This window comes from uncultured Lamprocystis sp., assembly GCF_903933125.1.
In the GTDB taxonomy this organism is placed as follows: Bacteria; Pseudomonadota; Gammaproteobacteria; order Chromatiales; family Chromatiaceae; genus Thiodictyon.
Map to the genome: position 1 here is coordinate 26668 of NZ_CAIZIZ010000307.1, position 21666 is coordinate 48333.

20 protein-coding genes and 2 tRNA genes are annotated in these 21666 nt (G+C 63.9%); 7 read left to right on the forward strand and 15 right to left on the reverse strand.

What is annotated here, in order from left to right; all coding sequences use genetic code 11:
- Nucleotides 1-43: 43 nt before the first annotated feature.
- The 6 genes from QZY03_RS15295 to QZY03_RS15320 form a co-directional block, all read right to left on the reverse strand.
- A complete protein-coding gene (locus QZY03_RS15295; protein WP_295582492.1) occupies nucleotides 44-1048 on the reverse strand; it encodes a TRAP transporter substrate-binding protein in 1005 nt (334 codons plus the stop codon).
- 316 nt (nucleotides 1049-1364) lie between these two features.
- Complete coding sequence (gene ihfB, locus QZY03_RS15300) at nucleotides 1365-1709, reverse strand: integration host factor subunit beta (protein ID WP_295582494.1); 345 nt, start codon at nucleotides 1707-1709, stop codon at nucleotides 1365-1367.
- 78 nt (nucleotides 1710-1787) lie between these two features.
- Nucleotides 1788-3467, reverse strand: a complete 1680-nt coding sequence (rpsA, locus tag QZY03_RS15305; RefSeq protein WP_020505018.1) for a 30S ribosomal protein S1 — start codon at nucleotides 3465-3467, stop codon at nucleotides 1788-1790.
- Nucleotides 3468-3629: 162 nt separating this feature from the next.
- Complete coding sequence (cmk, locus tag QZY03_RS15310; RefSeq protein WP_295582496.1) at nucleotides 3630-4298, reverse strand: (d)CMP kinase; 669 nt, start codon at nucleotides 4296-4298, stop codon at nucleotides 3630-3632.
- Complete coding sequence (aroA, locus tag QZY03_RS15315) at nucleotides 4295-5638, reverse strand: 3-phosphoshikimate 1-carboxyvinyltransferase (RefSeq protein ID WP_295582498.1); 1344 nt, start codon at nucleotides 5636-5638, stop codon at nucleotides 4295-4297. Before aroA ends, cmk begins: the two co-directional genes overlap by 4 nt.
- Before the next feature lie 151 nt (nucleotides 5639-5789).
- Nucleotides 5790-6515 carry a PEP-CTERM sorting domain-containing protein gene (locus tag QZY03_RS15320; protein WP_295582500.1) on the reverse strand — a complete coding sequence of 242 codons (726 nt, stop codon included), beginning with the start codon at nucleotides 6513-6515 and terminating at the stop codon, nucleotides 5790-5792.
- A 100-nt stretch (nucleotides 6516-6615) separates the two neighbouring features.
- On the opposite strand from QZY03_RS15320, the gene QZY03_RS15325 reads away from it, so the two are divergent.
- Nucleotides 6616-7305, forward strand: coding sequence for a DUF3611 family protein (locus tag QZY03_RS15325; RefSeq protein ID WP_295582502.1), 690 nt, complete (start codon nucleotides 6616-6618; stop codon nucleotides 7303-7305).
- A 169-nt stretch (nucleotides 7306-7474) separates the two neighbouring features.
- Complete coding sequence (locus tag QZY03_RS15330) at nucleotides 7475-9058, forward strand: carboxylesterase (protein ID WP_295582503.1); 1584 nt, start codon at nucleotides 7475-7477, stop codon at nucleotides 9056-9058.
- A gap of 179 nt (nucleotides 9059-9237) precedes the next feature.
- On the opposite strand, the gene QZY03_RS15335 is transcribed toward QZY03_RS15330, so the two are convergent.
- Nucleotides 9238-10464, reverse strand: coding sequence for an argininosuccinate synthase (locus QZY03_RS15335; protein WP_295582505.1), 1227 nt, complete (start codon nucleotides 10462-10464; stop codon nucleotides 9238-9240).
- A gap of 232 nt (nucleotides 10465-10696) precedes the next feature.
- On the opposite strand from QZY03_RS15335, the gene QZY03_RS15340 reads away from it, so the two are divergent.
- Together QZY03_RS15340 and QZY03_RS15345 are read left to right on the forward strand one after the other, a co-directional pair.
- On the forward strand, nucleotides 10697-10966 hold the full coding sequence (locus QZY03_RS15340) for a CopG family ribbon-helix-helix protein (RefSeq protein ID WP_295582507.1): 270 nt from the start codon (nucleotides 10697-10699) through the stop codon (nucleotides 10964-10966).
- A complete protein-coding gene (locus QZY03_RS15345; RefSeq protein ID WP_295582509.1) occupies nucleotides 10966-11241 on the forward strand; it encodes a type II toxin-antitoxin system RelE/ParE family toxin in 276 nt (91 codons plus the stop codon). Before QZY03_RS15340 ends, QZY03_RS15345 begins: the two co-directional genes overlap by 1 nt.
- A 229-nt stretch (nucleotides 11242-11470) precedes the next feature.
- Here the strand turns inward: QZY03_RS15345 and QZY03_RS15350 are convergent, their stop codons facing one another.
- The 4 genes from QZY03_RS15350 to QZY03_RS15365 form a co-directional block, all read right to left on the reverse strand.
- On the reverse strand, nucleotides 11471-14737 hold the full coding sequence (locus tag QZY03_RS15350; RefSeq protein WP_295582511.1) for an efflux RND transporter permease subunit: 3267 nt from the start codon (nucleotides 14735-14737) through the stop codon (nucleotides 11471-11473).
- On the reverse strand, nucleotides 14730-15857 hold the full coding sequence (locus tag QZY03_RS15355) for an efflux RND transporter periplasmic adaptor subunit (protein WP_295582513.1): 1128 nt from the start codon (nucleotides 15855-15857) through the stop codon (nucleotides 14730-14732). Before QZY03_RS15355 ends, QZY03_RS15350 begins: the two co-directional genes overlap by 8 nt.
- 151 nt (nucleotides 15858-16008) lie before the next feature.
- Complete coding sequence (locus QZY03_RS15360; protein ID WP_295582515.1) at nucleotides 16009-16488, reverse strand: hemerythrin domain-containing protein; 480 nt, start codon at nucleotides 16486-16488, stop codon at nucleotides 16009-16011.
- A 494-nt stretch (nucleotides 16489-16982) separates the two neighbouring features.
- Nucleotides 16983-17870, reverse strand: coding sequence for a Uma2 family endonuclease (locus QZY03_RS15365; RefSeq protein ID WP_295582537.1), 888 nt, complete (start codon nucleotides 17868-17870; stop codon nucleotides 16983-16985).
- Nucleotides 17871-18235: 365 nt separating this feature from the next.
- Between QZY03_RS15365 and QZY03_RS15370 the strand changes: the two genes are divergently transcribed.
- From QZY03_RS15370 to pyrF, 3 genes are all read left to right on the forward strand, one after another.
- Nucleotides 18236-18311 (forward strand) — tRNA-Ala (locus QZY03_RS15370).
- A gap of 112 nt (nucleotides 18312-18423) precedes the next feature.
- A tRNA-Glu gene (locus tag QZY03_RS15375) sits at nucleotides 18424-18499 on the forward strand.
- Between the two features lie 133 nt (nucleotides 18500-18632).
- A complete protein-coding gene (gene pyrF, locus QZY03_RS15380) occupies nucleotides 18633-19364 on the forward strand; it encodes an orotidine-5'-phosphate decarboxylase (protein ID WP_295582516.1) in 732 nt (243 codons plus the stop codon).
- Between the two features lie 60 nt (nucleotides 19365-19424).
- Here the strand turns inward: pyrF and QZY03_RS15385 are convergent, their stop codons facing one another.
- Genes QZY03_RS15385 through QZY03_RS15400 form a run of 4 tightly spaced genes read right to left on the reverse strand, consistent with a single transcriptional unit; the run spans nucleotide 19425 to nucleotide 21642 of the window.
- Entirely contained in the window at nucleotides 19425-19559 is a 135-nt protein-coding gene (locus tag QZY03_RS15385; RefSeq protein WP_295582518.1) for a hypothetical protein, read from the reverse strand.
- 10 nt (nucleotides 19560-19569) lie between these two features.
- The gene (locus QZY03_RS15390; protein ID WP_295582520.1) at nucleotides 19570-20487 is read right to left on the reverse strand and encodes a hypothetical protein; all 918 of its coding nucleotides are present in this window, start codon (nucleotides 20485-20487) and stop codon (nucleotides 19570-19572) included.
- 41 nt (nucleotides 20488-20528) lie between these two features.
- Complete coding sequence (locus QZY03_RS15395) at nucleotides 20529-21434, reverse strand: diguanylate cyclase (protein ID WP_295582522.1); 906 nt, start codon at nucleotides 21432-21434, stop codon at nucleotides 20529-20531.
- The gene (locus QZY03_RS15400) at nucleotides 21427-21642 is read right to left on the reverse strand and encodes a hypothetical protein (protein WP_295582524.1); all 216 of its coding nucleotides are present in this window, start codon (nucleotides 21640-21642) and stop codon (nucleotides 21427-21429) included. The genes QZY03_RS15395 and QZY03_RS15400 overlap by 8 nt, the downstream gene beginning before the upstream one ends.
- Nucleotides 21643-21666: the final 24 nt, after the last annotated feature.

Sequence of the window (21666 nt, forward strand, 5' to 3'; positions counted from 1 at the left end):
TCTTACGTAGGGTCCGCTGTGCGGACCGATGACGGAAATCGCCTTAGAGTTTACTGATATCGCTGCCGGTCGCCTGATAGATCGACTGGATCAGGTCTTTGCCCACGCGGTCCTCCATCTGCTGGTGCACCGGGGCCAACCGCTTCTTCCACTCCGTTTTCTGCTCAGGCGTGAGTTCGATGATCTCGCTCTTGCCGCTGGCCTTCACCTTGGCGAGTGCGTCGATGTTCTCCTGTTTCGCAATCTCGTTGGCATAGACGGTCGCCTCCGCCATCGCCTCGTCCAGCGCCTCACGGATATCCGCGGGCAGACCATCCCAGAAGGCTTTATTGACGATGACCGCATAGCCGAGGTAGCCGTGTTCCGAATTGGTGACGAACTTCTGGACCTCGAACATTTTTTGAGTATAGAGGTTGGACGGCGGGTTCTCGGTTCCGTCCACCACGCCGGTCTGGAGTGCCTGATAGACTTCGGAAAAGGCCATGACCTGCGGGTTGGCGCCCAGGGCGCGCATCTGGGCATCCAGCACCTTGGAGGACTGGATACGCATCTTGAGTCCACGGAAATCCTTGGGGCCCTTGAGCGGCTTGTTGGCGCTCATCACCTTGAAGCCGTTATCCCAGAAGGCCAGGCCCAGCACCCCCTTGTCGGCCAGTTTGCCGAGGAGTTCCTTGCCGATCGGACCCTCGGTCACCTGATGCAACTGATCGTAGCCGTCGAAGATGTAGGGCAGGTCGAAGACCTCGAACTCCTTGACGCCCAAGGGGCCGAACTTAGCCAGTGAGGGTGCCAACATCTGCACGGCACCCAGTTGCAGGGCCTCCATTTCCTCCTTGTCTTTGTACAGCGTGCTATTGGGGTAAACGGTCACTTCCACCCGGCCCTGGGTCTTCTCTTTGGCCAGTTGGGCGAAACGTTCGGCCGCTTTGCCTTTCGGGGTATCGGCAGCCACCACGTGACTGAACTTGATGGCGATGGGCTCCTCGGCCTGAACGACCAAGACACAGAGCAGCAACAAGAGTCCAAACAGCAGCGAAGCGGATTTCATGGCGGGTACTCTCCATCGGTCGGGGGGTCAGTCGTGGGTCACGCGTCACATCGCGCCGGGCTTGGCGGTCGGCGGAGTTTGAACCAGACGGCCCCACTTGACCAGTGTCCCGGAGACTGGCGCGTGGAAAATACTGAAATCCCGGCGCGCGCGGACAGCCGGCAGCCCCAGCGGAACATGCCGAGGTCAAACCAAGGCTCTAGCAGTTTGTCGGACTTGCAGCGTAAGAACTTGATTATAGAAGATAAAAAATTTGCGCCAAAAAAGCTGAAACTCTTTAACTTCAATCGGTTACCTCATCAAGTCCGACAGGCTGCTAGGTCGCGCGCCGAGTGCCCGTCGCATGCTTGGGATTCTGCTCCTCTTCCTGAACCGCCTGGTAGGCATCATTGACCCGATCACGCAGTTCCTTGCCGGGCTTGAAATGAGGAACATGCTTGCCGGCCAGCGCGACTGAATCGCCGGTCTTGGGGTTGCGTCCAATGCGCGGCGGACGGTAATGCAGTGAGAAGCTGCCAAATCCGCGAATTTCGATGCGCTCACCCGTGGCCAGGGCGCCGCTCATCCGGTCGATGACCCTGCGTACCGCTTCCTCCACGTCCTTATAGGGAAGGTGGTCCTGCGCGGCGGCCAAAACGTCGATCAACTCCGATTTCGTCATTGCCTTGATTCCTGAGAGGGATTGGAGCGGGGGGCCGCATGGCCCCCCGACAATGGCTTAGTACCCCAGAGGCGACGGTCAGTCGCGCTGCGCCTCTTCCATCTGCTCTCTGATCAGATCGCCCAAGGTGGTCGCGCCGCCGGTGGTTTCACGGGAATAGCCCTTGATCGCCGCCTGCTCCTCATCCTGATCCTTCGCCTTGATGGACAGTGAGATGGTGCGGTTCTTGCGGTCTACGCCCAGGAACTTGGCCTCGACTTCCTCGCCCAGTTTGAGCACGGCGCGCGCATCCTCGACACGATCGCGGGAGATCTCCGAGGCGCGCAGGTAACCTTCAACGCCGTCGCCCAAGGCGATCGTGGCGCCCTTGGCATCGATCTCGGTGATGGTCCCGTTCACGAAACTACCCTTTTCATGCAGTGCCACGAAGCTGGAGAACGGATCGCGATCGAGCTGTTTGACACCCAGCGAGATACGCTCCCGCTCCGGGTCCACGGACAGCACCACGGTCTCCAGCTCGTCGCCCTTCTTGTAGCGGCGCAGCGCCTGCTCGCCGGGCTCGTCCCAGGAGATGTCGGACAAATGGACCAGGCCGTCGATCCCGCCGTCCAGACCGATGAAGATACCGAAGTCGGTGATCGACTTGATCTTCCCGGAGACGTGATCGCCCTTCTTGTGGGTGACGCCGAACTCATCCCAGGGGTTCATGGCGCACTGCTTGATACCCAGCGAGATGCGGCGGCGCTCCTCGTCGATGTCCAGCACCATGACCTCCACCTCGTCGCCCAGATTGACGACCTTGCTGGGGTGGATGTTCTTGTTGGTCCAGTCCATCTCGGAGACGTGCACCAAGCCCTCGACGCCTTCCTCGATCTCCACGAAGCAGCCGTAATCGGCAATGTTGGTGACCTTGCCGAAGACCCGGGTGCTCTCGGGATAGCGGCGCGAGATATTGACCCAGGGGTCCTCGCCCATCTGCTTCAGACCCAGGGAGACACGTTGGCGGTCACGGTCGAACTTGAGAACCTTGACCTGAATCTCCTGGCCGATTTCAACCACCTCATTGGGGTGCTTGACGCGACGCCAGGCCATGTCGGTGATGTGCAGCAGGCCGTCGATGCCGCCCAGGTCCAGGAAGGCGCCGTAGTCGGTCAAATTCTTGACCACGCCGGTGACTTCCATGCCCTCTTCCAGGTTCTTCAGGAGCTGGTCGCGCTCGGCGCTGTATTCTTCCTCTACGACCGCGCGGCGGGAGACCACCACGTTGTTGCGCTTGCGGTCGAGCTTGATGACCTTGAACTCTTGCTCCTTGCCTTCCAGATACGCGGTATCGCGCACCGGACGCACGTCGACCAACGAGCCGGGGAGGAAGGCGCGCACGGTTCCCAGTTCGACCGTAAAGCCGCCCTTGACCTTGCCGTTGATCAGGCCCTTGACGGTATCGCCCGCCTCGAAGGCCTTCTCCAGGAAGTCCCACGCCGCGAAGCGCTTGGCTTTTTCACGCGACAGACGAGTCACGCCGAAGCCGTCCTCGACGGCGTCCAGTGCCACCAGCACCTCGTCGCCGACGGCGACTTCAAGCTGGCCGTCGGGACCCAGGAACTGGCTCTTGGGGATGACGCCCTCGGACTTGAGTCCGGCGTTGATCACCACGCTGTCGTTGGTGATTTCCATCACGATGCCGGTGACGATGGCACCCGGCTGGAGTTGGGTCGTGGCCAGACTTTGTTCGAATAGATCAGCAAAACTTTCGGTCATGGGAACCTGTATACCTGGAGAGGCACGCTGTCCCGCTCCGTCCGGTGCGGGGGGGAAGTGGGTAAAACACAAGGCCGGCACCTGCTGTGCCGGCCGTTCCGGTGGTGTCCCGGCGCAAGCCGGAACACCGCGAGCGTGCGGCCGAGCGGCTCGGCTGCACCCTCAGGGGACCTGATCCGGGAAGACGCGCCTCACCTCTTCAAGGATCAGTTCGAAAACATCATTGATGGACAGGGCGGTGGAATCGACCATCAGCGCCCCCGCCGCCGGTCGCAAGGGTGCAACGGGGCGATTGCGGTCACGGGTATCCCGTTCGCGGATGTCCACCGCAAGGTCGGCAAGGTTAGCACTCAATCCTTTGCCTATCAACTGTTTATATCGGCGCGCGGCGCGCTCCTCGGCGCTGGCGTCGAGAAACACTTTCAGTGGCGCCTGTGGGAACACCACGGTCCCCATATCACGCCCGTCAGCCACCAACCCGGGGCCGCGGGCTTGGCGCCGCTGCCAGTCGAGTAAGGCTGCCCGCACGGCCGGGTGCGCGGCCACCCGCGAGGCCGCCATCCCGGCGGTCTCGGTGCGGATCGCGTCACCCAGGTCCTCGCCGTCCAGCAGCACCCGCCCGTCCACGAAGGTCACGTCAAGCTGCGCGGCCAACGCGGCCAGGGCCGCCGCGTCCTCCAAGTCGATCGCGCGTCGACCGGCGGCCAGACCCAACACCCGATAGAGTGCCCCACTGTCGAGGCAATGCCAGCGCAGATGGTGCGCCAGACGCACGGCCAGGGTGCCCTTGCCGGTTCCGGAGGGGCCATCGATGGTGATGATCGGCGTCATGCGCAACACCCACCTTCGCGCTCCTCGATCCCGAGGCCGACCGCTGCCGCCAGCCCGGCAAACCCCGGAAAGGAGGTCTCCACGTTGGCGCAGTCGCGGACCTCGAGCGGACCGGCCGCACGCAGTCCGGCGATGGCAAAGGCCATGGCGATGCGGTGATCGGCGTGCGCCTCCACACTCCCGGCGCCGATCCGGCCGCCGACGATGCGGATGCCGTCCGGACGCGGCTCGACGGCGATGCCGAGCCGGGTCAGACCGTCCGCCATCACCGCAATGCGGTCACTTTCCTTGACCCGCAGTTCCTCTGCCCCGGTCAGGATGGTCTCGCCCTGGGCGCAGGCCGCGGCAATGAACAGGGCGGGAAATTCGTCGATGGCATAAGGCACCTGATCCACCGGGATGCGGATGCCGTGCAGCGGCGCCGCGCGCACCCGCAGGTCCGCCACCGGCTCACCGCCGACGGTGCGCGGGTCCAGCAGTTCGATGTCGGCGCCCATGGCGCGCAGAATCGTGATCACGCCGATTCGGGTCGGATTGACGCCAACCCCAGTCAGCAGCAAGTCCGAGTGGGGCGCGATGCTGGCGCCAACCAGAAAGAAAGCGGCCGACGAGATGTCCGCCGGGATCTGGAGCCGGCAGCCGGTGAGCCGGCCGCCGCCGGTGAGACAGACCTGCGCGCCGCTGCGCCGGACACTGTAGCCGAAACCGCTCAGCATCCGTTCCGTGTGGTCACGGGTCGGGGCCGGCTCGCTCACGCAGGTGTCGCCCTGCGCGTAGAGCCCGGCCAGGAGCAGGCTGGACTTGACTTGGGCACTCGCCACCGGCATGGGATAGCTGATCCCGTGCAGCCGCGGAACTGGCGTGATCGTCAGCGGTGCGGTGCCCGCGGCTGTTCCCAGAATGTTCGCCCCCATCAACCCCAAGGGATCAGTCACCCGACGCATCGGCCGGCGCGACAGCGACGCATCACCGGCCAGCACCGTGGTGAACGCCTGTCCGGCCAGGAGCCCAGCCAACAAGCGCATGGAGGTGCCCGAATTGCCCATGTCCAAGGGTCCGTCCGGCGCCGCCAGGCCGCACAGGCCCACCCCCTGCACCCGCACCCGCCCCGCGTCCGGCCCCTCGATGGTCACCCCCATGCGCCGGAAGGCGACCAGGGTGGCGAGCGCATCGGCGCCTTCCAGGAAGCCTTCGATGCGGGTCTCACCGTCCGCGATGGCGGCAAGCATGATCGACCGATGGGAGATTGACTTGTCGCCCGGTACTTGCAGGCGCCCGCTCAGGCCCGTCCCGGTCGCGCCGGGCGTGACCAGAAAGTGTCGATCGGTCTGAGTATCCACAGGCACTCCGATGCCGCCGCAGCGGGCGTCGAGGAAAAGCGGGCGATGATAGACCTGTCCGCGCTATGGGTAAACCACCGTCGACGCGTCATGGCACTGCAGCGACTGCGCCTCGCCGCGGTCACCATGCGGCACCGGGGGCATCGTTGCGTCAGTGCTTGGCCTTGCGTCGGGCAACGACACCGCCGGCGAGGCCGATGGCGAGCAGGCCCAAGGTCGCCGGCGCGGGGACAATGCCGGTGATCAGAATGTTGTCGATACCAACCGCTGACGAATTGTTGCCGACGGACTCCAGCAGATTAAAGCGTATTTGATTGACCCCGGCGGAGAGCAAATCGCTGAGCACCGCGCCGGTCAGCGTCGCGCTGAAAGTACCGCGTGTCGTGCTGACCAACTCTGGTCGGTTGGGTGTCAGGGACGTAGCTGAGCCCTGCAAGTAACTGTAAGCATTAGATCCAACCAAAAACTCTACACTGAACAGGTCTGGGTTGGTGTTAGCGGGGTTATTGGTATCGAACACCCAGTCGTAGCCGATCGTCAGCGAGGTCAGGGCGCTCGGGAGGCTCAGCGCGAAGTCAACATAGGAGCGACCGGAGTTCGACAAGCCGATGTTGCCGCTGAGATCGCCGACCGCCATGAAACGACTGTTGAAAAACCCGTCGAAGGTGCCGATTGCGGGTCCGCTGCCGTTGATGCCGCCGGCTTCGACCGCTGGACGCGGGTTGACCCAGCTGTTGCCCTCCGGGGTCGTGATGGACGCGGCACCCAGGTCCCCGCTCTCAAAATCCCTCTCGAGAATGCTCACCATTGCCGCGTCGGCCGACATCGACAGCCCCATCAGCACGCCGACAATCGTTGACGCGATTTCGCGGTTCATCTTCATTTCAAGCAAACCATTGTTGTGGAAGCTCCGACTTTTCCTTGAATCGTCGATGGGGTATGATTTAGTAGTCGATTATAGCGTTCGGCGGCATCGGTTGAGCGCAGAATTTCTGGGTTGCCGGGCCTGCGCGCCCCTGACCACCGCCTATTCCGATCACAACTGTCGAGAAGGCACAAAAACCATGTTCAACAAGCTCGCTGAAAGTTTAAAGCCGTCGCAGAGTCACAGCCTCGCCAACGCGTTCCGACGTCTCGGCTGGACCGGCTTCTGGGTCCAGGTCGTCATGGGCGCACTCCCGGTCGTCCTGATGTTCTATACTTTCGTGTTCAGCCGGTCGCTGACCGGACCGCGAGCCGGGCTCGCGCTCGTCGAATACCTGACGATGATCAGCTTCCTGATCCTGCTGTTCACGATCTTCTGGTTTTTTCGTTACACCCGCCTCGCCCCCCGCATCGCGGACGCGAGCACGCGCCCCTCACAGGGCTCGCTGACGGCAACCGCCTGGACCGGGGTGGTTGCCAGCGTCCTGGGCATCCTGTTCTCGATGACCGTGATGCTGCTCGAGGTCGGCCATCTCCTGTTCTACTTCTTGTCCGCACCGCAAGCCGGCGTGCCGGTGGTGCAGGCGCAGATGGCGGGCGCGGTCGGCGCCAGTTGGGTGTCGGCGGTCGACATCATGAGCCTGATGTCGCTTATCCTGCTGCTGGGCGCCGAGGTGGCGGTGCTGATCTTCGGTCTCTGGCTGGTGTTCCGGACGACGCAGACCTCCGCCGAGTTCGCCTGAGCAACCGCGTCTGGAACGCCGGGGCGGGCCGCCCCGGCGCTTGATCGTTAAACGGGACCAATCAAGGCTCCGCTGTTCGCCCCAAGCGCCGCGCTTGAGACGAACCGGAGCCGTTTCAATTTTACCGAACGGGCTCCGGGCACTCGGAACCCACAGGGGAGAGAACGGCGTGCCGCCATCCAACCGAAGTCGCTTCAGACGTTATCTGACTCGCGGGCTGATCACGCTGGCGGTAGTCGCGGCGAGCCTGCTCGGGTTGCGGACCTATGTCGCACTGAACGGGCCGCCGCTGGAACCCTGGCACACCTTCGTGCCGGACGAACTGACCGTGAACGAGATGGACGCCGCGAACTGGGATCAGTATCTCCAGGCCGAGAACGCGATCTTTGAGCGCATGCGGGTCGAGGTGACTCAGCAACTGGACCCGGAGGACCGCGTCCCCTACAACCGCTACTTCGATGGCAGCCCGGTTTACCCCGCGAATCTGTTCGAAGACTGGAACCACTCCTATCTGCTGGAACCCGAGGGGAAGCCCCGCGGCGCCGTGGTGATGCTGCACGGCCTGACCGATTCGCCCTACAGCCTGCGCCACATCGCGCGGCGCTACCGCGAGCACGGCTTCCTGGTCATCGGCATTCGCCTGCCGGCCCATGGCACGGTTCCCGCGGCCTTGACCGCGGTGGAGTGGGAAGACTGGATGGCGGCAACCCGGTTGGCCGTCCGCGCGGCCCGACTACGCAGCGATCCCGCTGCCCCTTTGCATCTGGTCGGCTTCTCCAACGGCGGGGCCTTGGCCGTCAAGTACGCACTCGATGCCATCGAGGACCCACAACTGGCACGGCCGGACCGCCTGATCCTGATCTCCCCAATGATCGGCATCACCCGCTTCGCCGGCATGGCCGGGCTTGCCGCGCTGCCGGCGCTCCTGCCCGCGTTTGAAAAGGCCGCCTGGCTGGGCCTGCTGCCCGAATTCAACCCGTTCAAATACAACTCTTTTCCGGTCAACGGCGCGGTCCAGTCCCATCGCCTGACCGACGCCCTGCGGCGACAGACGCAACGCCTGGCCGCCGCCGGCCGCCTGACCGGGCTGGCGCCGATCCTGACCTTCCAATCGGTGCTGGACTTCACCGTCAGCACGCCCGCGATCATCTCCGGGCTCTATGCCCATTTGCCCGAGAACGGCAGTGAACTGGTGCTGTTCGACGTGAATCGGACGATCAAATTCGGTCCGCTGATGCGTCCGGCCACCGCGGCGGCGATCGATCGCCTGCTGCCGACCCTGCCGCAGCGCTACCGGATCACCATCATCGCCAATGCCGACACGGATGACGCGGACACCGTGGCCCGCACCATCGCCCCCGGCGCGACTACCGCGCAGACCCGGCGGCTCGGGATTCCCTATCCCATCCAGATCTTCTCACTCTCCCACGTCGCCATCCCCTTTCCGCTGGACGATTCACTCTACGGCCTGGAGCCGAATCCGAACGAATTCTTCGGGGCACATCTCGGCGCCATCGCCGCGCGCGGGGAGCGCGGCGCCTTGATCGTCAACCTGGACTCCTTGTTCCGGATCGCCAGCAATCCCTTCTTCCCGTACCTGCTCACCGAGATCGAGGAAGGGATTGCGGACCCGGCGCCGGTCGTGTCGCCACAGACCTCGGCGGCCGTTGCCACACCGGCAATGCCGCCGCCCGCGGACCCGCTGCCGGACGATTATGAGGACCTGTTCCTTCAGCCCGCCGAGGACCCATGACGCCGCAACGCGCGGGACGCCCCGCGGCCTTGATCATCGTTCCAGCCAGCGGCCGCCGAGACCCTGGGGCGGAAAGCTGATCCACAGATGCTCACAGATGAACACAGATATTTCTTCATCTGTGAACATCTGTGACATCTGTGGATAATTCCCAATGGTCGCTTTGGCCGGAACAGTGATCATGGCCCGCCCCGCTTACGCCCGGCCACCCGCAGCCGCAGTGCATTGAGCCGGATGAACCCGGTGGCATCACTTTGATCGTAAGCCCCGGCATCCTCCTCGAAGGTGGCGATTGATGCGTCGAACAGGCTGTCGCTGGCGGAGCGCCGGCCGACCACCATGACGTTGCCCTTGTAGAGCTTCAGGCGCACCTCGCCGTTGACCACGCTTTGAGTCTGGTCGATGGCCGCCTGCATCATCAGTCGCTCCGGACTGAACCAGAACCCGTTATAGACCAGGCTGGCGTAGCGGGGCATCAACTCGTCTTTCAAATGCGCCGCCTCCCGATCCAGGGTCAGTGACTCCATGGCGCGATGCGCCTTGAGCAGGATGGTACCGCCGGGCGTCTCGTAGCAGCCGCGCGACTTCATGCCGACAAAGCGGTTCTCAACGATATCATCGCGGCCGATGCCGTTCTCGCCGCCGATGCGATTGAGCTCGGCCAGCAGCGTGGCCGGGCTCATCGCGTGGCCGTCCACCGCCACACAGTCGCCTCCCGCGAAGGTCAGGGTGATCTCGCGCGGCGTGTTCTGGGCATCCTCCGGGGCCAGGGTCCAGCGCCACATCGGCTTGCCGGGCTCGACCCAGGGGTCTTCCAGGTCATAGCCCTCGTAGGAGATATGCAGCAGATTGGCATCCATCGAGTAGGGCGACTTGGTGCCGTCACGTTTCATCTCGACCGGGATCTGGTGCTCCTCGGCATAGGCGAGGAGCTTCTCGCGTGAGAGCAGGTCCCACTCCCGCCAGGGGGCGATGATCTGGATGTCGGGCTTGAGCGCATACGCGGTCAGCTCGAAACGCACCTGATCGTTCCCCTTGCCGGTCGCCCCGTGGGAAATGGCGTCGGCCCCGGTCGCGATGGCAATCTCCACCAACCGCTTGGCGATCAGCGGACGGGCAATCGAGGTGCCGAGCTTGTACTCGCCCTCGTAGAGCGCGTTGGCGCGCAGCATGGGAAACACGAAATCACCGACGAACTCCTCGCGCAGATCGTCGATATAGATCTCCTTGACTCCGGCGGCTGTCGCCTTGGCGCGCGCCGGCTCCAGTTCCTCCCCCTGCCCGATATCGGCGGTGAAAGTCACCACCTCACAACCGTAGACATCCTGCAGCCACCGCAGAATGACCGAGGTATCCAGCCCTCCGGAGTATGCCAGCACCACCTTGTTGATCTTGCCCTTAACCATCGACGCTACCTCTCGACCCACGCAAAGACGCGCATTATAGACTCCCTGGACCGTCGGTACGCGGTCGCACAGGCCGTAAGGGTGGGCCGCGCCGGAGAGGGCACGCGCCCAGGTGGCGCGCCAAGTACGCCAGGGAGCGGGGCCAGGGCCGGAGTTGGCGAGGTCTCCCATCTTGTTTAAATCGCTTTAAATCTTTATGATTCAGAAAGATTAAACAGTAGGAGACCAGACCATGGCACAGACAGATACCAAAGTGTTTACAGCACACGTACCCCTTGCGTTGGCGGACAAGGTCGATCGGTTGGCGGTCCGTCTCGACCGTTCCCGCGGGTGGATCGTCAAGCAAGCGTTGGCGGCCTGGATTGACCAGGAAGACGAACGCAGCCGTTTGACTCGCGAAGCCTTAGCCGATGTGGACGCCGGGCACGTCATCGACCACCAAGCCGTGCAAGCCTGGGCCGATAGCCTCAGCACGGCCGACCCGTTGTCGGTACCTCGTTGATGAGACTGACGTGGACGAGCAAGGCACTATCGGACTTGACGCGGCTGCACGAGTTCCTGGCGCTGGTGAACAAGCCGGCCGCAGCGCGCACGGTCCAGAAACTCACCGCCGCGGCGGCCGGACTGGCGGCGAATCCGCGGATCGGTGAAAAGCTGGAAGAGTTCGAGCCACGCGATGTCCGACGGATAATCGTTGGACACTACGAAATACGCTACGAAATTCGCGACGGTACAATCTCTATGCTGCGGTTGTGGCACACCCGCGAGGATCGGTAGCGAAACCAAAGAAGATTGACAGAAATCGCCTTAGGTGATTTCCGGGAAACGATGTACCAACCTGTAGGGGCGACTTTAGTCGCCCCTAAGGCAGTTTCCGTGAATAGGCATCCCGACTGCGCATGCGCAGAAAGCCTGTTGGGTTGTAGGGGCGAATGAATTCGCCCCTACAGCCCTCTACGGATCCTGCGGGCGTGCGCACTTGGGGTGTTTATTCCTGGAAATCGCCTTAGCCCGTCGCCGTCCGAATCCACTCCACCCGCTTGACCATGACCCCGTAGTACACCACCGGGATGACCACCAGGGTCAGCACGGTGGAGACAAAGAGTCCGAACAGCAGCGAGACCGCCAGCCCCGAAAAGATCGGGTCGTCGAGGATGAAGACAGCGCCGGCCATGGCGGCGACCGCGGTCAGGACGATCGGCTTGGCGCGCACCACGGCGGAGTTGATGACGGCCTCGGCGAACGGCCGACCCTCGCGCACCTGCTGGTTGATGAAGTCCACCAGCAGGATGGAGTTGCGCACGATGATGCCGGCCAGCGCAATCATGCCGATCATGGAAGTGGCGGTGAACTTGGCACCCAGGAGCGCATGACCGGGCAGAATGCCGATGATGGTCAATGGAATGGGCGCCATGATGATCAGCGGGACCAGATAGCTGCGAAACTGCGCGACCACCAGCAGATAGATGAGAATCAGACCCACGCCGTAGGCGATTCCCATATCGCGGAAAGTCTCATAGGTGACCTGCCATTCACCGTCCCACTTGATGCTGTATTCATAGGGATTGCCGGGCTGCTGGGTGTACCACTGCGGCAGGTTCAACTGGTCGGTAAGCGTGGCCGCGATCTCGAACAGACCATAGAGCGGGCTGTCGGTGGGGCCGGCCATGTCGCCGGTGACATAGACCACCGGCAGCAAATCCTTGTGGTAGATGCTGGGCGCGCGGGAGGTCTCCGCCAGGCTGACGATCTCCGACAGCGGCACCAGCGCACCGCTCTGTGACCGCACCCGCAGGGCCAGCACCTGATCCAGGTCGGCCTTGTCGGCCTCGGCGTACTCCACCCGAATGGGCACGGCATATTTGACGTTAGCCCCGTGCAGGAAGCTCATGTCCTCGCCCTTGAGAACGGTGGAGAGTGCCGCGGCGACGCTGGCCTGGGTGACGCCCAGACGCGCCGCCTTGGCGCGGTCTATCTCCACCACAAGTTTCCTGGCCGGATGTTCCACCGAGTCGTCTACATCGACGATGTCCGCGGTCGACTCGAACGCCGCCCGCACCTGACGCGCCTGCGCGATCTGACCCGCGTAATCGAGTCCATAGACTTCCGCGACCAAAGGTGAGAGCACCGGCGGTCCCGGCGGGATTTCGACGAGTTTGGCATTGCCGCCGTGGCGCAGGGCGATCGTTTGCAGCGGTTCGCGCAACCCCAGCGTGATCGCATGGCTCTGCTGGTCACGGTCATGCTTGTCCACCAGATTGACCTGGAGGTCACCCAGGTGCGCGCCGGCACGCAAATAGTATTGGCGCACCAGGCCGTTGAAGTTGATGGGCGCGGCGGTGCCGGCATAGGCCTGGTAGTCGGTGACCTCGGGAACCGTCGCCAGGTATTCGCCCATCTCGGCGAGTACCCGCGCGGTCTGCTCCAGACTGGTCCCCTCCGGCATGTCCAGGACCACCTGAAACTCGCTCTTATTATCGAAGGGCAGCATCTTGAGGACGACCGCCCGGTTGACCACGAGCAGCAGGGAACCGCCGATCAGCAGCAGGATGCCGAGCAACAGCAGCCAACGGTTGACATGGCCCCGGCGGCCCGCCAGGAAGGGGCCGATAACGGTCCCGAACAGGCGCGCGAGCCACCCGTCGTTGGCAGCACCATGCCCATGACCCGGCGCCCGGCCCGCGGCCAAGGCCTGGTCATGGCGCCGGCCGAGCATGAAGTTGGTCATCCAAGGCGTGAAGATGAAGGCGACGGCGAGCGAGATCAGCATGCCCATGGACGCGTTGATGGGAATCGGCGACATATAGGGTTCCATCAGGCCGCTGACGAACGCCATCGGCAGCAGGGCCGCGATGACCGTGAAGGTGGCCAGGATCGTCGGCCCGCCCACCTCGTCGACCGCGCGCGGCATCAGGTCCAGCAGTCGGGACTGCGACATGACCATGTGCCGGTGGATGTTCTCCACCACCACAATGGCGTCGTCCACCAGGATGCCGATGGAGAAGATCAGCGCAAAGAGCGAGACGCGATTGAGCGTGAAGCCCCAGGCCCAGGAGGCGAACAGCGTCAGCGCCAGAGTGACGACCACCGCGGCGCCGACGATGAGGGACTCGCGCCAGCCCACCGCCAGCCACACCAGCAGGATGACGGAGATAGTCGCGAACGCGAGTTTGGTGATCAGTTTTTTCGCCTTGGCGTCGGCCGTAGCGCCATAGTTGCGGGTCACCGTGACCTCGACGTCCTCGGGGATGAAGGTGCCGTGCAGTTGCTCCAGGCGGTCGATGACACGCTGGGCGACATCCACCGCGTTCACCCCCTCCTGCTTGGCCACCGCGATGGTCACTGCCGGGGTGGTGCCCTTGAGATCCACACCGACATGATGCGCACCGGGACCGGCACCCAGCCAAGCGTAGCTCTCCGGCTGCTCGGGACCGCGTTCGATGGTCGCCACGTCACGCAAGTAGACGGGGCGCCCGGCGTGCAAACCCACCACCAGATCGCCGATCTCCTCGGGGCTCGACAGGAAGGTTCCGGCCTGGATCAGCACCTCCTGATTGTCGGCGGTGACCGTCAGGTTATCGGCATTGAGATTGCCGGCCTGCAGCGCGCGGCGCAGGTCGGTGAGGTCGATGCCGTAGCCGGCCAGGGCTTGCGGCTGCAACAGCACCCGCACCAGTTGCCGCGGTACCCCCAGGGTATAGACGTCGCGGGTGCCGGGAACGCGCTTGATCTCCTGCTCGATGGCATGGGCGACCTGACCCAGCTCGAAGGCCCCCTTGCCGTTGTCCGCGGCAGAGCCCTTGGACCACAGGGTGGCGGTGATGATGGGCACGTCGTCGATACCCTTGGGCTTGACGATCGGCATCCCGACGCCCAGGTTCGCCGGCAGCCAGTCCTGATTGCTCTGCACCTTGCTGAACAGGCGCACGATCGCATCGGTGTTGTCTTCTCCCACCTTGAACTGGACGGTGACCACGGCCATCCCTGGGCGGGAGACCGAGTAAACGTGTTCGATGCCCTTGATCTCGGAAAGGACCTGCTCGGCGGGTCCGGCCACCAGATGCTCGATCTCGCTTGCCGAGGCCCCGGGGAAGGGGATGAAAACATCGGCGAAGGTGACATTGATCTGCGGTTCTTCCTCGCGCGGCGTGACCATCACGGCGAACAGCCCCAGCAGGAGCCCGACCACGGCCAGCAACGGAGTAATTTCGGTCGCCTGAAAGCGCGCCGCGATCCGGCCGGCGAGGCCCAGTCCGACAGGCTCGTTAGTCATGCCGGGCGCTCCCGTCCCCGGCGTGCCGCTGCGCGCCCTGGGACTTCAGCAGTACGCCAGCCGCAATCGGGTCCAAGGCGACCAACTCGCCCTCGCTCAGACCCGACAGCACCACGTAGGCATCTTCCAGGGTGCGGCCGAGGCGCACCTGCCGGAAATGCACATGCTCATCGGCCATCACCACGTAGACCCCGGTGACCTCGGAGCGGTGAACCACGGCCGGCTTGGGCACCGTGAGTTCAGCCCGCTCGCCGACCACGAAGCCGGTTTTCACCAACATGCCGGGAAAGAGCGCCGGCGTCTCGCGGGGCAGTTCGATTCGCACCTTGAAGGTGTTGGACTCCAGGTCGGCAAAGGGAAAGACCGTGATGGCCCGCGTCTCGATCAACTGACCGTCCGGGAGATAGACCCGCGCCGATCCGCCCGCGCGCACCGCCGGGATCACACTCTGCGGGACATCGACGATCACCCGCAGCTCATCGGTCGAGATGCCGCTCATGACCGGCGAGCCGGGGCTGGCGATCTCACCCACCTCCATATGGCGGTGGGTGACGATACCCGAATAAGGGGCACGCACCTCGGTGTATTTCAACTGCTCCTCGGCCTGCTCCAGCCGGGCGTTTGCCGCCTCCAGGGCAGCCCGCGCGCTGGCCAGATCGGCGGTCGCCTTGTCCATGGCCGAGTCGGACACGTTCTTCTTCTGATAGAGCCCCGCGACCCGCGTATGCTCGTCGCGCGCCTGCTGCAACTGGGCGGCAGCGGACTTGGCGTCGGCCGCGGCCTGAGCGACCCGGGTGCGGTGTTCGGTATCCTTGATGCGGGCGATCACCGCGTCCTTCTGCACGACATCATCCACGTCGTAGAAAATTTCCTGCACTTGGCCCTGGGTCTGGGCCGCGACCGTGGTGCGATTGACCGCCTCCACCACGCCGTCCAGCCGATATTCGCGGGGGACGGTACGACGCTCGGCGGCGGCGGTCGTTAAGGCGGCCGGCATCGCGACGATCGTGGAAGCGGGCGCCCGTTCCTGATCCGGCTTAAGCACCGGTGCCGGGTCCGTCGCCCAGGCGGCGAGGGAGAACACTGCGGCCAGGGTTGCCGCGGGATGGATCAGACGCATGGTGACTACACCAAGAAATATTAGATAACTCTAATATTATATGATTTTATGGCTATTTCAAGTGAACTGATCGTTTCGGGGGAGCGCCGCGGCCGGACCATCGACCCGCGCGTCGCAACGCCGGAGCGGGTGCGAGTCGCCGCGAATCCGCTCAACCGCGCGGCGCCAAGTCCGCCCGCTGCTGTGAGCCGCGGGCCAGATGCTCTTGATAGTAATCCACATAATCCCGATCCTCGGCCATCACATGGTTGAAGAACCAGCGCTTGAAGTCCTGCACGGTCTCAGTGCCAAGGCACTGACCGGGCACCTCGCTCAGGGTCCGGCGCAAGTCGACAAACTCGGCAAGTTGCAGCTCATGCTCGCAACGGTGCGCATCATAGCCAGGGAAGCGGATGCCCCGCAGAAACGACTCCTCGGCGACGAAATGGCGGCGCGTGAGCGTAATCAGGGCGTCCAATGTGACGAGGACCCCACCGTTCATGGCGCCCGGGTAGGGGGGTAACACACCCTGTACCGCGCGCTCGTTGACCGCAACCAGTTGGTTCAGTAAGGCGCCGAGTTCCCGGTGATCACCATCGATCCAGTCAATGCCGGTCCGCCACTCATCGCGCCAGGTCAGAAAATCGGCCATGGATTGCCCCCCCGATTGGTCATGGAAAAATGCCCACCGCAGACCTCCGATCGATCAGCGATGGACGCGGCGGCCGTCGTTGCCTCAGAGTCTAGACGAGAAGCGCCTGCGATTGTTCCGCGATAGCGTCAGTGGCCGAGGCGAGCCCGATAGCCCGATAGCCCGATGGCGGTCTTGATCGGTCATTTATTACTGAACCCGCTCTGGTTGCCCGATTGAAAGTCCGTAGGTTGGGGTGACGAAGGAACCCCAACGCTAGCCACCGGTGGCTGACCATGTTGGGGTTCGTCCCTCACCCCAACGGTCACGATCGCCGCGCCCACCCCCTCCCATGAAAGTCGGGCTACGCTTAGGGGGCCGAGCCAAGGCCGCGCAGTTATAGGCATCTACGGTTTGGTGCTTGACTCAGCGCCGGAGGCTCAGTTAGCGCCGTACTCTTATCGTGTCTCTGCGAGACTGCGAGGGTTGTTTTTGTCTCCAGCCCCGCCCGACTTTCATGGCAACAATCGGGAAGTAGAACATGGACACTTTCGGGGTCTGACAATCATCGGAACGATTATGCAAAGCTTTCCATAATCCATCCAATGATTATCAGACCCCATTGCCGAACGCCTCGCGGCGAGCAGCCAGGCGCGCCGGCGTTCGGGGTCGCGGGTACTGCGCAGGCGCTCGCGGGTGCAGTCGTCGACCGCCAGGCCGCGGGCGCTGAGCACGGTCAGGATCGCGTCAGCCAGGCCTTCCTTCCGCCCTGCCTCATGGATGGCAGCCAGGTCCGTGTAGCCGCGGCGCTGCAAGAGGTTGCGCAGGATCATGTCCTGGGCGGCGGCGCGGTCGAACAGGGCGGCGACCGGGACCGGATTGCGCAGGATGCCTGGGGCCAGGAGTTGCTCGCCGACGCCGAGGGTCTGCATCGGCTGCCCCGGGGCATGGACCTCGACCCGGCGCGGGCCGATCAGGCGTACCACCCATACCAGGCGGGTGCCATGGGCTAGCAGGTCGGCGATCTTGGTCCGCAGGTCCGTCTCGTCCTGTCCGCGGGCGGCGTATTCCAGGGCGAGCGGCGGGGCCTCGGGGATCCAGCCGCCGTCCCCGCCCGGCACCCCGGTGCGGCCCGCCACCGAGACATCGGGTGCGCGCAGAGTCCCGGGGTCCGGGGAATAGCCGGCATCGACCCCGGTCCACTGCACGTCCGGGTCGCTGTCGAGCAGGGCGGCCCCGGTCGCGTTCGGGCCCGCGTGGTCGCGCCCGGATGGGGCGCAGTAGATGGGGTGGCCGTTGGTGAGTTCGTAACGGTCGCCGTCGCGCAGTTGATCGGCCCGAAAGGGACCATGCTCAGGGTTCGGTTGTCGGTTGCTCTCTTCCGCGGTCGCTCCGGCTGGGATTGCGTCCTCGATCGCACCCGTGGGCGCGGCAGTCAACCGCCGGGCGGCGCATAGAGGACTCGGGTGAGGTACGGACACTGGTCGCGAATGCTCCCGACCGCGGAGTCTGGAAAGAACCTATCTCGCGCCAAGTCGCCAAGCACGCCAAGAAGCGCGCAATGCCGTGGTGACCCCAGTCACTCCGCGAGCGCCTCCGCTTTCGCTATTGCCTTGAAGACCCTTGGCGTCTTGGCGCCTTGGCGTGAGACATTCCGGGGCTGAGCCAAGCCGGTGCGGCGGACGCGCCCGACTCGGCGCGATTCGTCGCGAACAAGTGGACTAGACAAACCTGGAATGACCCGCTAATATTACTCGTCTCGATTGACGGGGCCATAGCTCAGCTGGGAGAGCGCAACACTGGCAGTGTTGAGGTCGACGGTTCGATCCCGTCTGGCTCCACCAAACATCGGAAATCCGGTTTTCCTCGGATCATTACTGGAAACCAGATTTTTTATTGTCGGCACCGGAGACTTGCTTCATAGAAGCAGTCCGGCAACCGCAGAAAAACAGTTAGGTCCCCATCGTCTAGAGGCCTAGGACACCGCCCTTTCACGGCGGCGACCGGAGTTCGAATCTCCGTGGGGACGCCAATTCAGTCAAACACAATAGGCCGCATTTTGCGGCCTTTTTTGTGGGTGTCGTGTTTGACCTGAGTGCTTGCGCTCATTCGCCGCGCGTCGCGGTCAACTCAGTCGTTTTCCCCGTCTACCAAGGTTGCCGCGCATGAACAGCCATCTGTCGCAAAAAGCCATTCCCCGTAACGAACGCCTGATCCTTGCGCTCGACGTTCCCGACCGCGCGGCGGCCGAGGCACTGGTCAACCTGCTCGGCCCCACCGTCGTGTTCTACAAGATCGGTCTGGAGCTTTTCATGGCCGGCGGCTATTTCGAGCTGATCGAATGGCTGCGCGGCCAGGGCAAGCGGGTGTTCTGCGACCTCAAGTTCTTCGATGTCCCGGAAACCGTCGCCCGGGCGGTCCGGCAACTCAAAGACCGCGGCGTCGACTTCGCCACCGTGCATGGCAACGACACCATGTTGGAGGCCGCCGCCCGCGAGAAGAGCGACCTGAAAATCCTGGCCGTGACCGTCCTGACCAGTCTGGACCGCTCCGATCTGGAATCCTTGGGCTTTCAATGCGATGTCGAGGAATTAGTGCTGTCGCGTGCCCGCAAGGCACTGAAGCTGGGCTGCGATGGAGTGATCTCCTCGGGCCTTGAGGCGGCCCGCCTGCGCGAGGATCTCGGCGAACAGTTCTTGATCGTCTCGCCGAGTATCCGCCCGGTCGACAACACCGTGCGCGCCGATGATCAGAAGCGCGTCGTCAATGTCGAGCAGGCGTTCCGCAATGGCGCGGACTATATCGTCGTGGGTCGGCCGATCCGCGATGCCGCTGATCCGCATGCCGCCGCCGCGGCGATCCAGGCCACTATCGCGGGGTTGTTTCCGGCGGGTTGAGCGCCGCTCCGCCCCGCTGGAGTCTTCCGCCTCAACCGCTTGCTCGCGGTGGCGGGCTAATCACGCCGGAAGAAGCAGTTCTCGTTTCGACAGCGGCACCAGGGTGCGGGCTCGGGTCAGGATGTGTTCGGTGGTGAACGGGCGCTGGTCGCGTTCGGCGTCGATGTGCCCAAGCCGGACGGGGCATTCGCCCATAGGCGCCAACTTAAGTAACCAGTTGATTTCCTGGCGTACTCAGGAGCGCGATGACGGTGGCCGTAAGCGTTTGTAAGCGGCGTCGGCGTGGGCGTTCCGTCATCATCTCAAGGCATATCCAGCCAGTCAGAAAGAGGGCCGCTGCGCTTGGCGACCTTCCGGCAGCGCTCACGCGCCGCGGCGGCAAGCGCACGGCGTGTAGCCAGCCCGGTCCACTCGTCTGCTGGCCGCGCAGCCATACGGGTACCGTGACCGTATCACCCGTCGCCGCGCGCAGGTGCGCGGCGAGGTCCAGCCGCGCCGCGGCGGGATCGCGTTGCTCCTCGCCCATCTCACGCCGGTATAACGGCATGGCCGTCGGCATCAGGCGCACGACCACCCACACCTGACGGGCGCTCAGTTCGAGGATCACCTGCGGCTGATTGTCGCCCCGATCGGCCAGCACGATGTCGCCGGCCTGCCAGGGGTAACGCGCCAGGCTTTCCGCGCCCTCGACCCCGGTCACTTGCACCACATGCAGGGTCAGATTGGTCAAGTCCAAGACCAAGTGCACCCGGTAATCCGTGCCCTTCGCACCCGGTCCTTGTAGCGACGACCCGTCCACCACCAACAGTCGAAAGGATGTCAAGGCCGTCACCGCTGCCGGCAACATGCTGTGCAATAACGCCTTCAGCCACGGAGCGCACGCTATCAGACGCTGGTGGATCGCGGTATCTGTGAGCCGTTCCTGCCACAACGTGAACGTTCCGGCGGTGGTACGCAGCGCTTGGTCCAAACCGCAGTACAACAACTGCAGCAGGTCCGCTGGTGTCCTGACTTTGCGACTGCGCGTAAACGCCTTGAACTCCCGTGCTTGCTCGGCATAGTCGGCCGGCAGTTCCTTCAGAAATTCCTCAAAAGCGACTTCGGCGAGCTTGGGTGCTGGCATATATCCCTGGCGGCAGCCGCATCAAGCCGGCGCGGCTCGGATCAATTGACGTTGCTCCGGTACCGGCGTTCCCGGGTATCCGTACAGACCCGGTTGCCCCCTTTCCGCTTGGCGGCGTAGAGGCAGTCGTCGGCTCGAGCGAGGAGTGCGTCGAGGCTGGCACAGTCGGGTGTCAGGGTGGCGACGCCGATGCTCGCCGTGACTGACAGGGGAGAGCCGTACGGGGTCTTGATCACCAACCCCTCCAGGTGTTGGCGCAGGTGCTCGGCCTGGGCCGCGGCCTGAGACAGCGCGGACGTAGCGACCAAAAGGGCGAACTCCCCCCCGCCCAGCCGGGCGCACAGGTCGCGGTGTCCGGTGTGGTTGCGCAGGCTGGTCGCCACCACTTTCAGAACCTCATCGCTGCGGGTGCGACCGTACAGGTCATTGATCTGCTTGAGGTGATCGATGTCGAGCATCATGGCTGCCAAGGGCAGGGCCTGCGCGCGTGCCTCGGTGAACAGGCGCAGACCATCGGTGAAAAAGGCGCGGCGGTTGGCGAGACCCGTGAGGGCATCGGTGACCGCCGTGGCGCGCCGGTATTCCACCTGGATGCGCACCCGCGCCAGCAGTTCCTTGCTGTGAAAGGGCTTGGTCACGTAGTCGCTGCCGCCGACGTCGAAGGCCTGGATGATGCTGGCCTCATCGGTGCGCGCGGTGATGAACAGGACCGGGATGCCGCAGAGGTCGCTGCGGTTCTTGATGTGGCGGCAGACCGCGAAGCCGTCCATCCCCGGCAGTTCGATGTCCAGGAGGATCACATCGGGGATTTCCCGCGCAAGCATCTCCAGGGCGGTCTCGCCGTCCAGGGCGACCGTGACCTTATAGTCCTGGAGTAGTCCCAGGAGTATGGCGACGTTGGTCGTACTGTCCTCAACCAGCAGGACCGTGGGTCTGTCGTCAGCCATCGAGGTGCTGTGTGATCAGGGTTTTGGCCTCGTTGAAGCGACAGGTGTGGATCACGCCATGGATCTGCACCGGGGTCTCAGCATAGAAGTCGTTGAATTCTCTGAGGACCTCCCAGAAGCTGGTCCGGTCTTCGCCGACGCGCTCCAAGAGTGCAGCACTGTCGATCCCGCGGATGGACGGGCGTTGATCACCTGGGGATGGCTGCATCGCTGCGATTATCTAGTGATACGG

Coding starts and splice junctions, on each gene's coding strand:
- QZY03_RS15335 (WP_295582505.1), bottom strand. CDS start 10,464: ATGGTTAAGGGCAAGATCAACAAGGTGGTGCTGGCATACTCCGGAGGG.
- ihfB (WP_295582494.1), bottom strand. CDS start 1,709: ATGACGAAATCGGAGTTGATCGACGTTTTGGCCGCCGCGCAGGACCAC.
- QZY03_RS15390 (WP_295582520.1), bottom strand. CDS start 20,487: ATGCCAGCACCCAAGCTCGCCGAAGTCGCTTTTGAGGAATTTCTGAAG.
- QZY03_RS15340 (WP_295582507.1), top strand. CDS start 10,697: ATGGCACAGACAGATACCAAAGTGTTTACAGCACACGTACCCCTTGCG.
- QZY03_RS15385 (WP_295582518.1), bottom strand. CDS start 19,559: ATGGGCGAATGCCCCGTCCGGCTTGGGCACATCGACGCCGAACGCGAC.
- QZY03_RS15395 (WP_295582522.1), bottom strand. CDS start 21,434: ATGGCTGACGACAGACCCACGGTCCTGCTGGTTGAGGACAGTACGACC.
- QZY03_RS15320 (WP_295582500.1), bottom strand. CDS start 6,515: ATGAACCGCGAAATCGCGTCAACGATTGTCGGCGTGCTGATGGGGCTG.
- QZY03_RS15400 (WP_295582524.1), bottom strand. CDS start 21,642: ATGCAGCCATCCCCAGGTGATCAACGCCCGTCCATCCGCGGGATCGAC.
- QZY03_RS15295 (WP_295582492.1), bottom strand. CDS start 1,048: ATGAAATCCGCTTCGCTGCTGTTTGGACTCTTGTTGCTGCTCTGTGTC.
- QZY03_RS15355 (WP_295582513.1), bottom strand. CDS start 15,857: ATGCGTCTGATCCATCCCGCGGCAACCCTGGCCGCAGTGTTCTCCCTC.
- pyrF (WP_295582516.1), top strand. CDS start 18,633: ATGAACAGCCATCTGTCGCAAAAAGCCATTCCCCGTAACGAACGCCTG.
- cmk (WP_295582496.1), bottom strand. CDS start 4,298: ATGACGCCGATCATCACCATCGATGGCCCCTCCGGAACCGGCAAGGGC.
- QZY03_RS15345 (WP_295582509.1), top strand. CDS start 10,966: ATGAGACTGACGTGGACGAGCAAGGCACTATCGGACTTGACGCGGCTG.
- rpsA (WP_020505018.1), bottom strand. CDS start 3,467: ATGACCGAAAGTTTTGCTGATCTATTCGAACAAAGTCTGGCCACGACC.
- QZY03_RS15350 (WP_295582511.1), bottom strand. CDS start 14,737: ATGACTAACGAGCCTGTCGGACTGGGCCTCGCCGGCCGGATCGCGGCG.
- QZY03_RS15360 (WP_295582515.1), bottom strand. CDS start 16,488: ATGGCCGATTTTCTGACCTGGCGCGATGAGTGGCGGACCGGCATTGAC.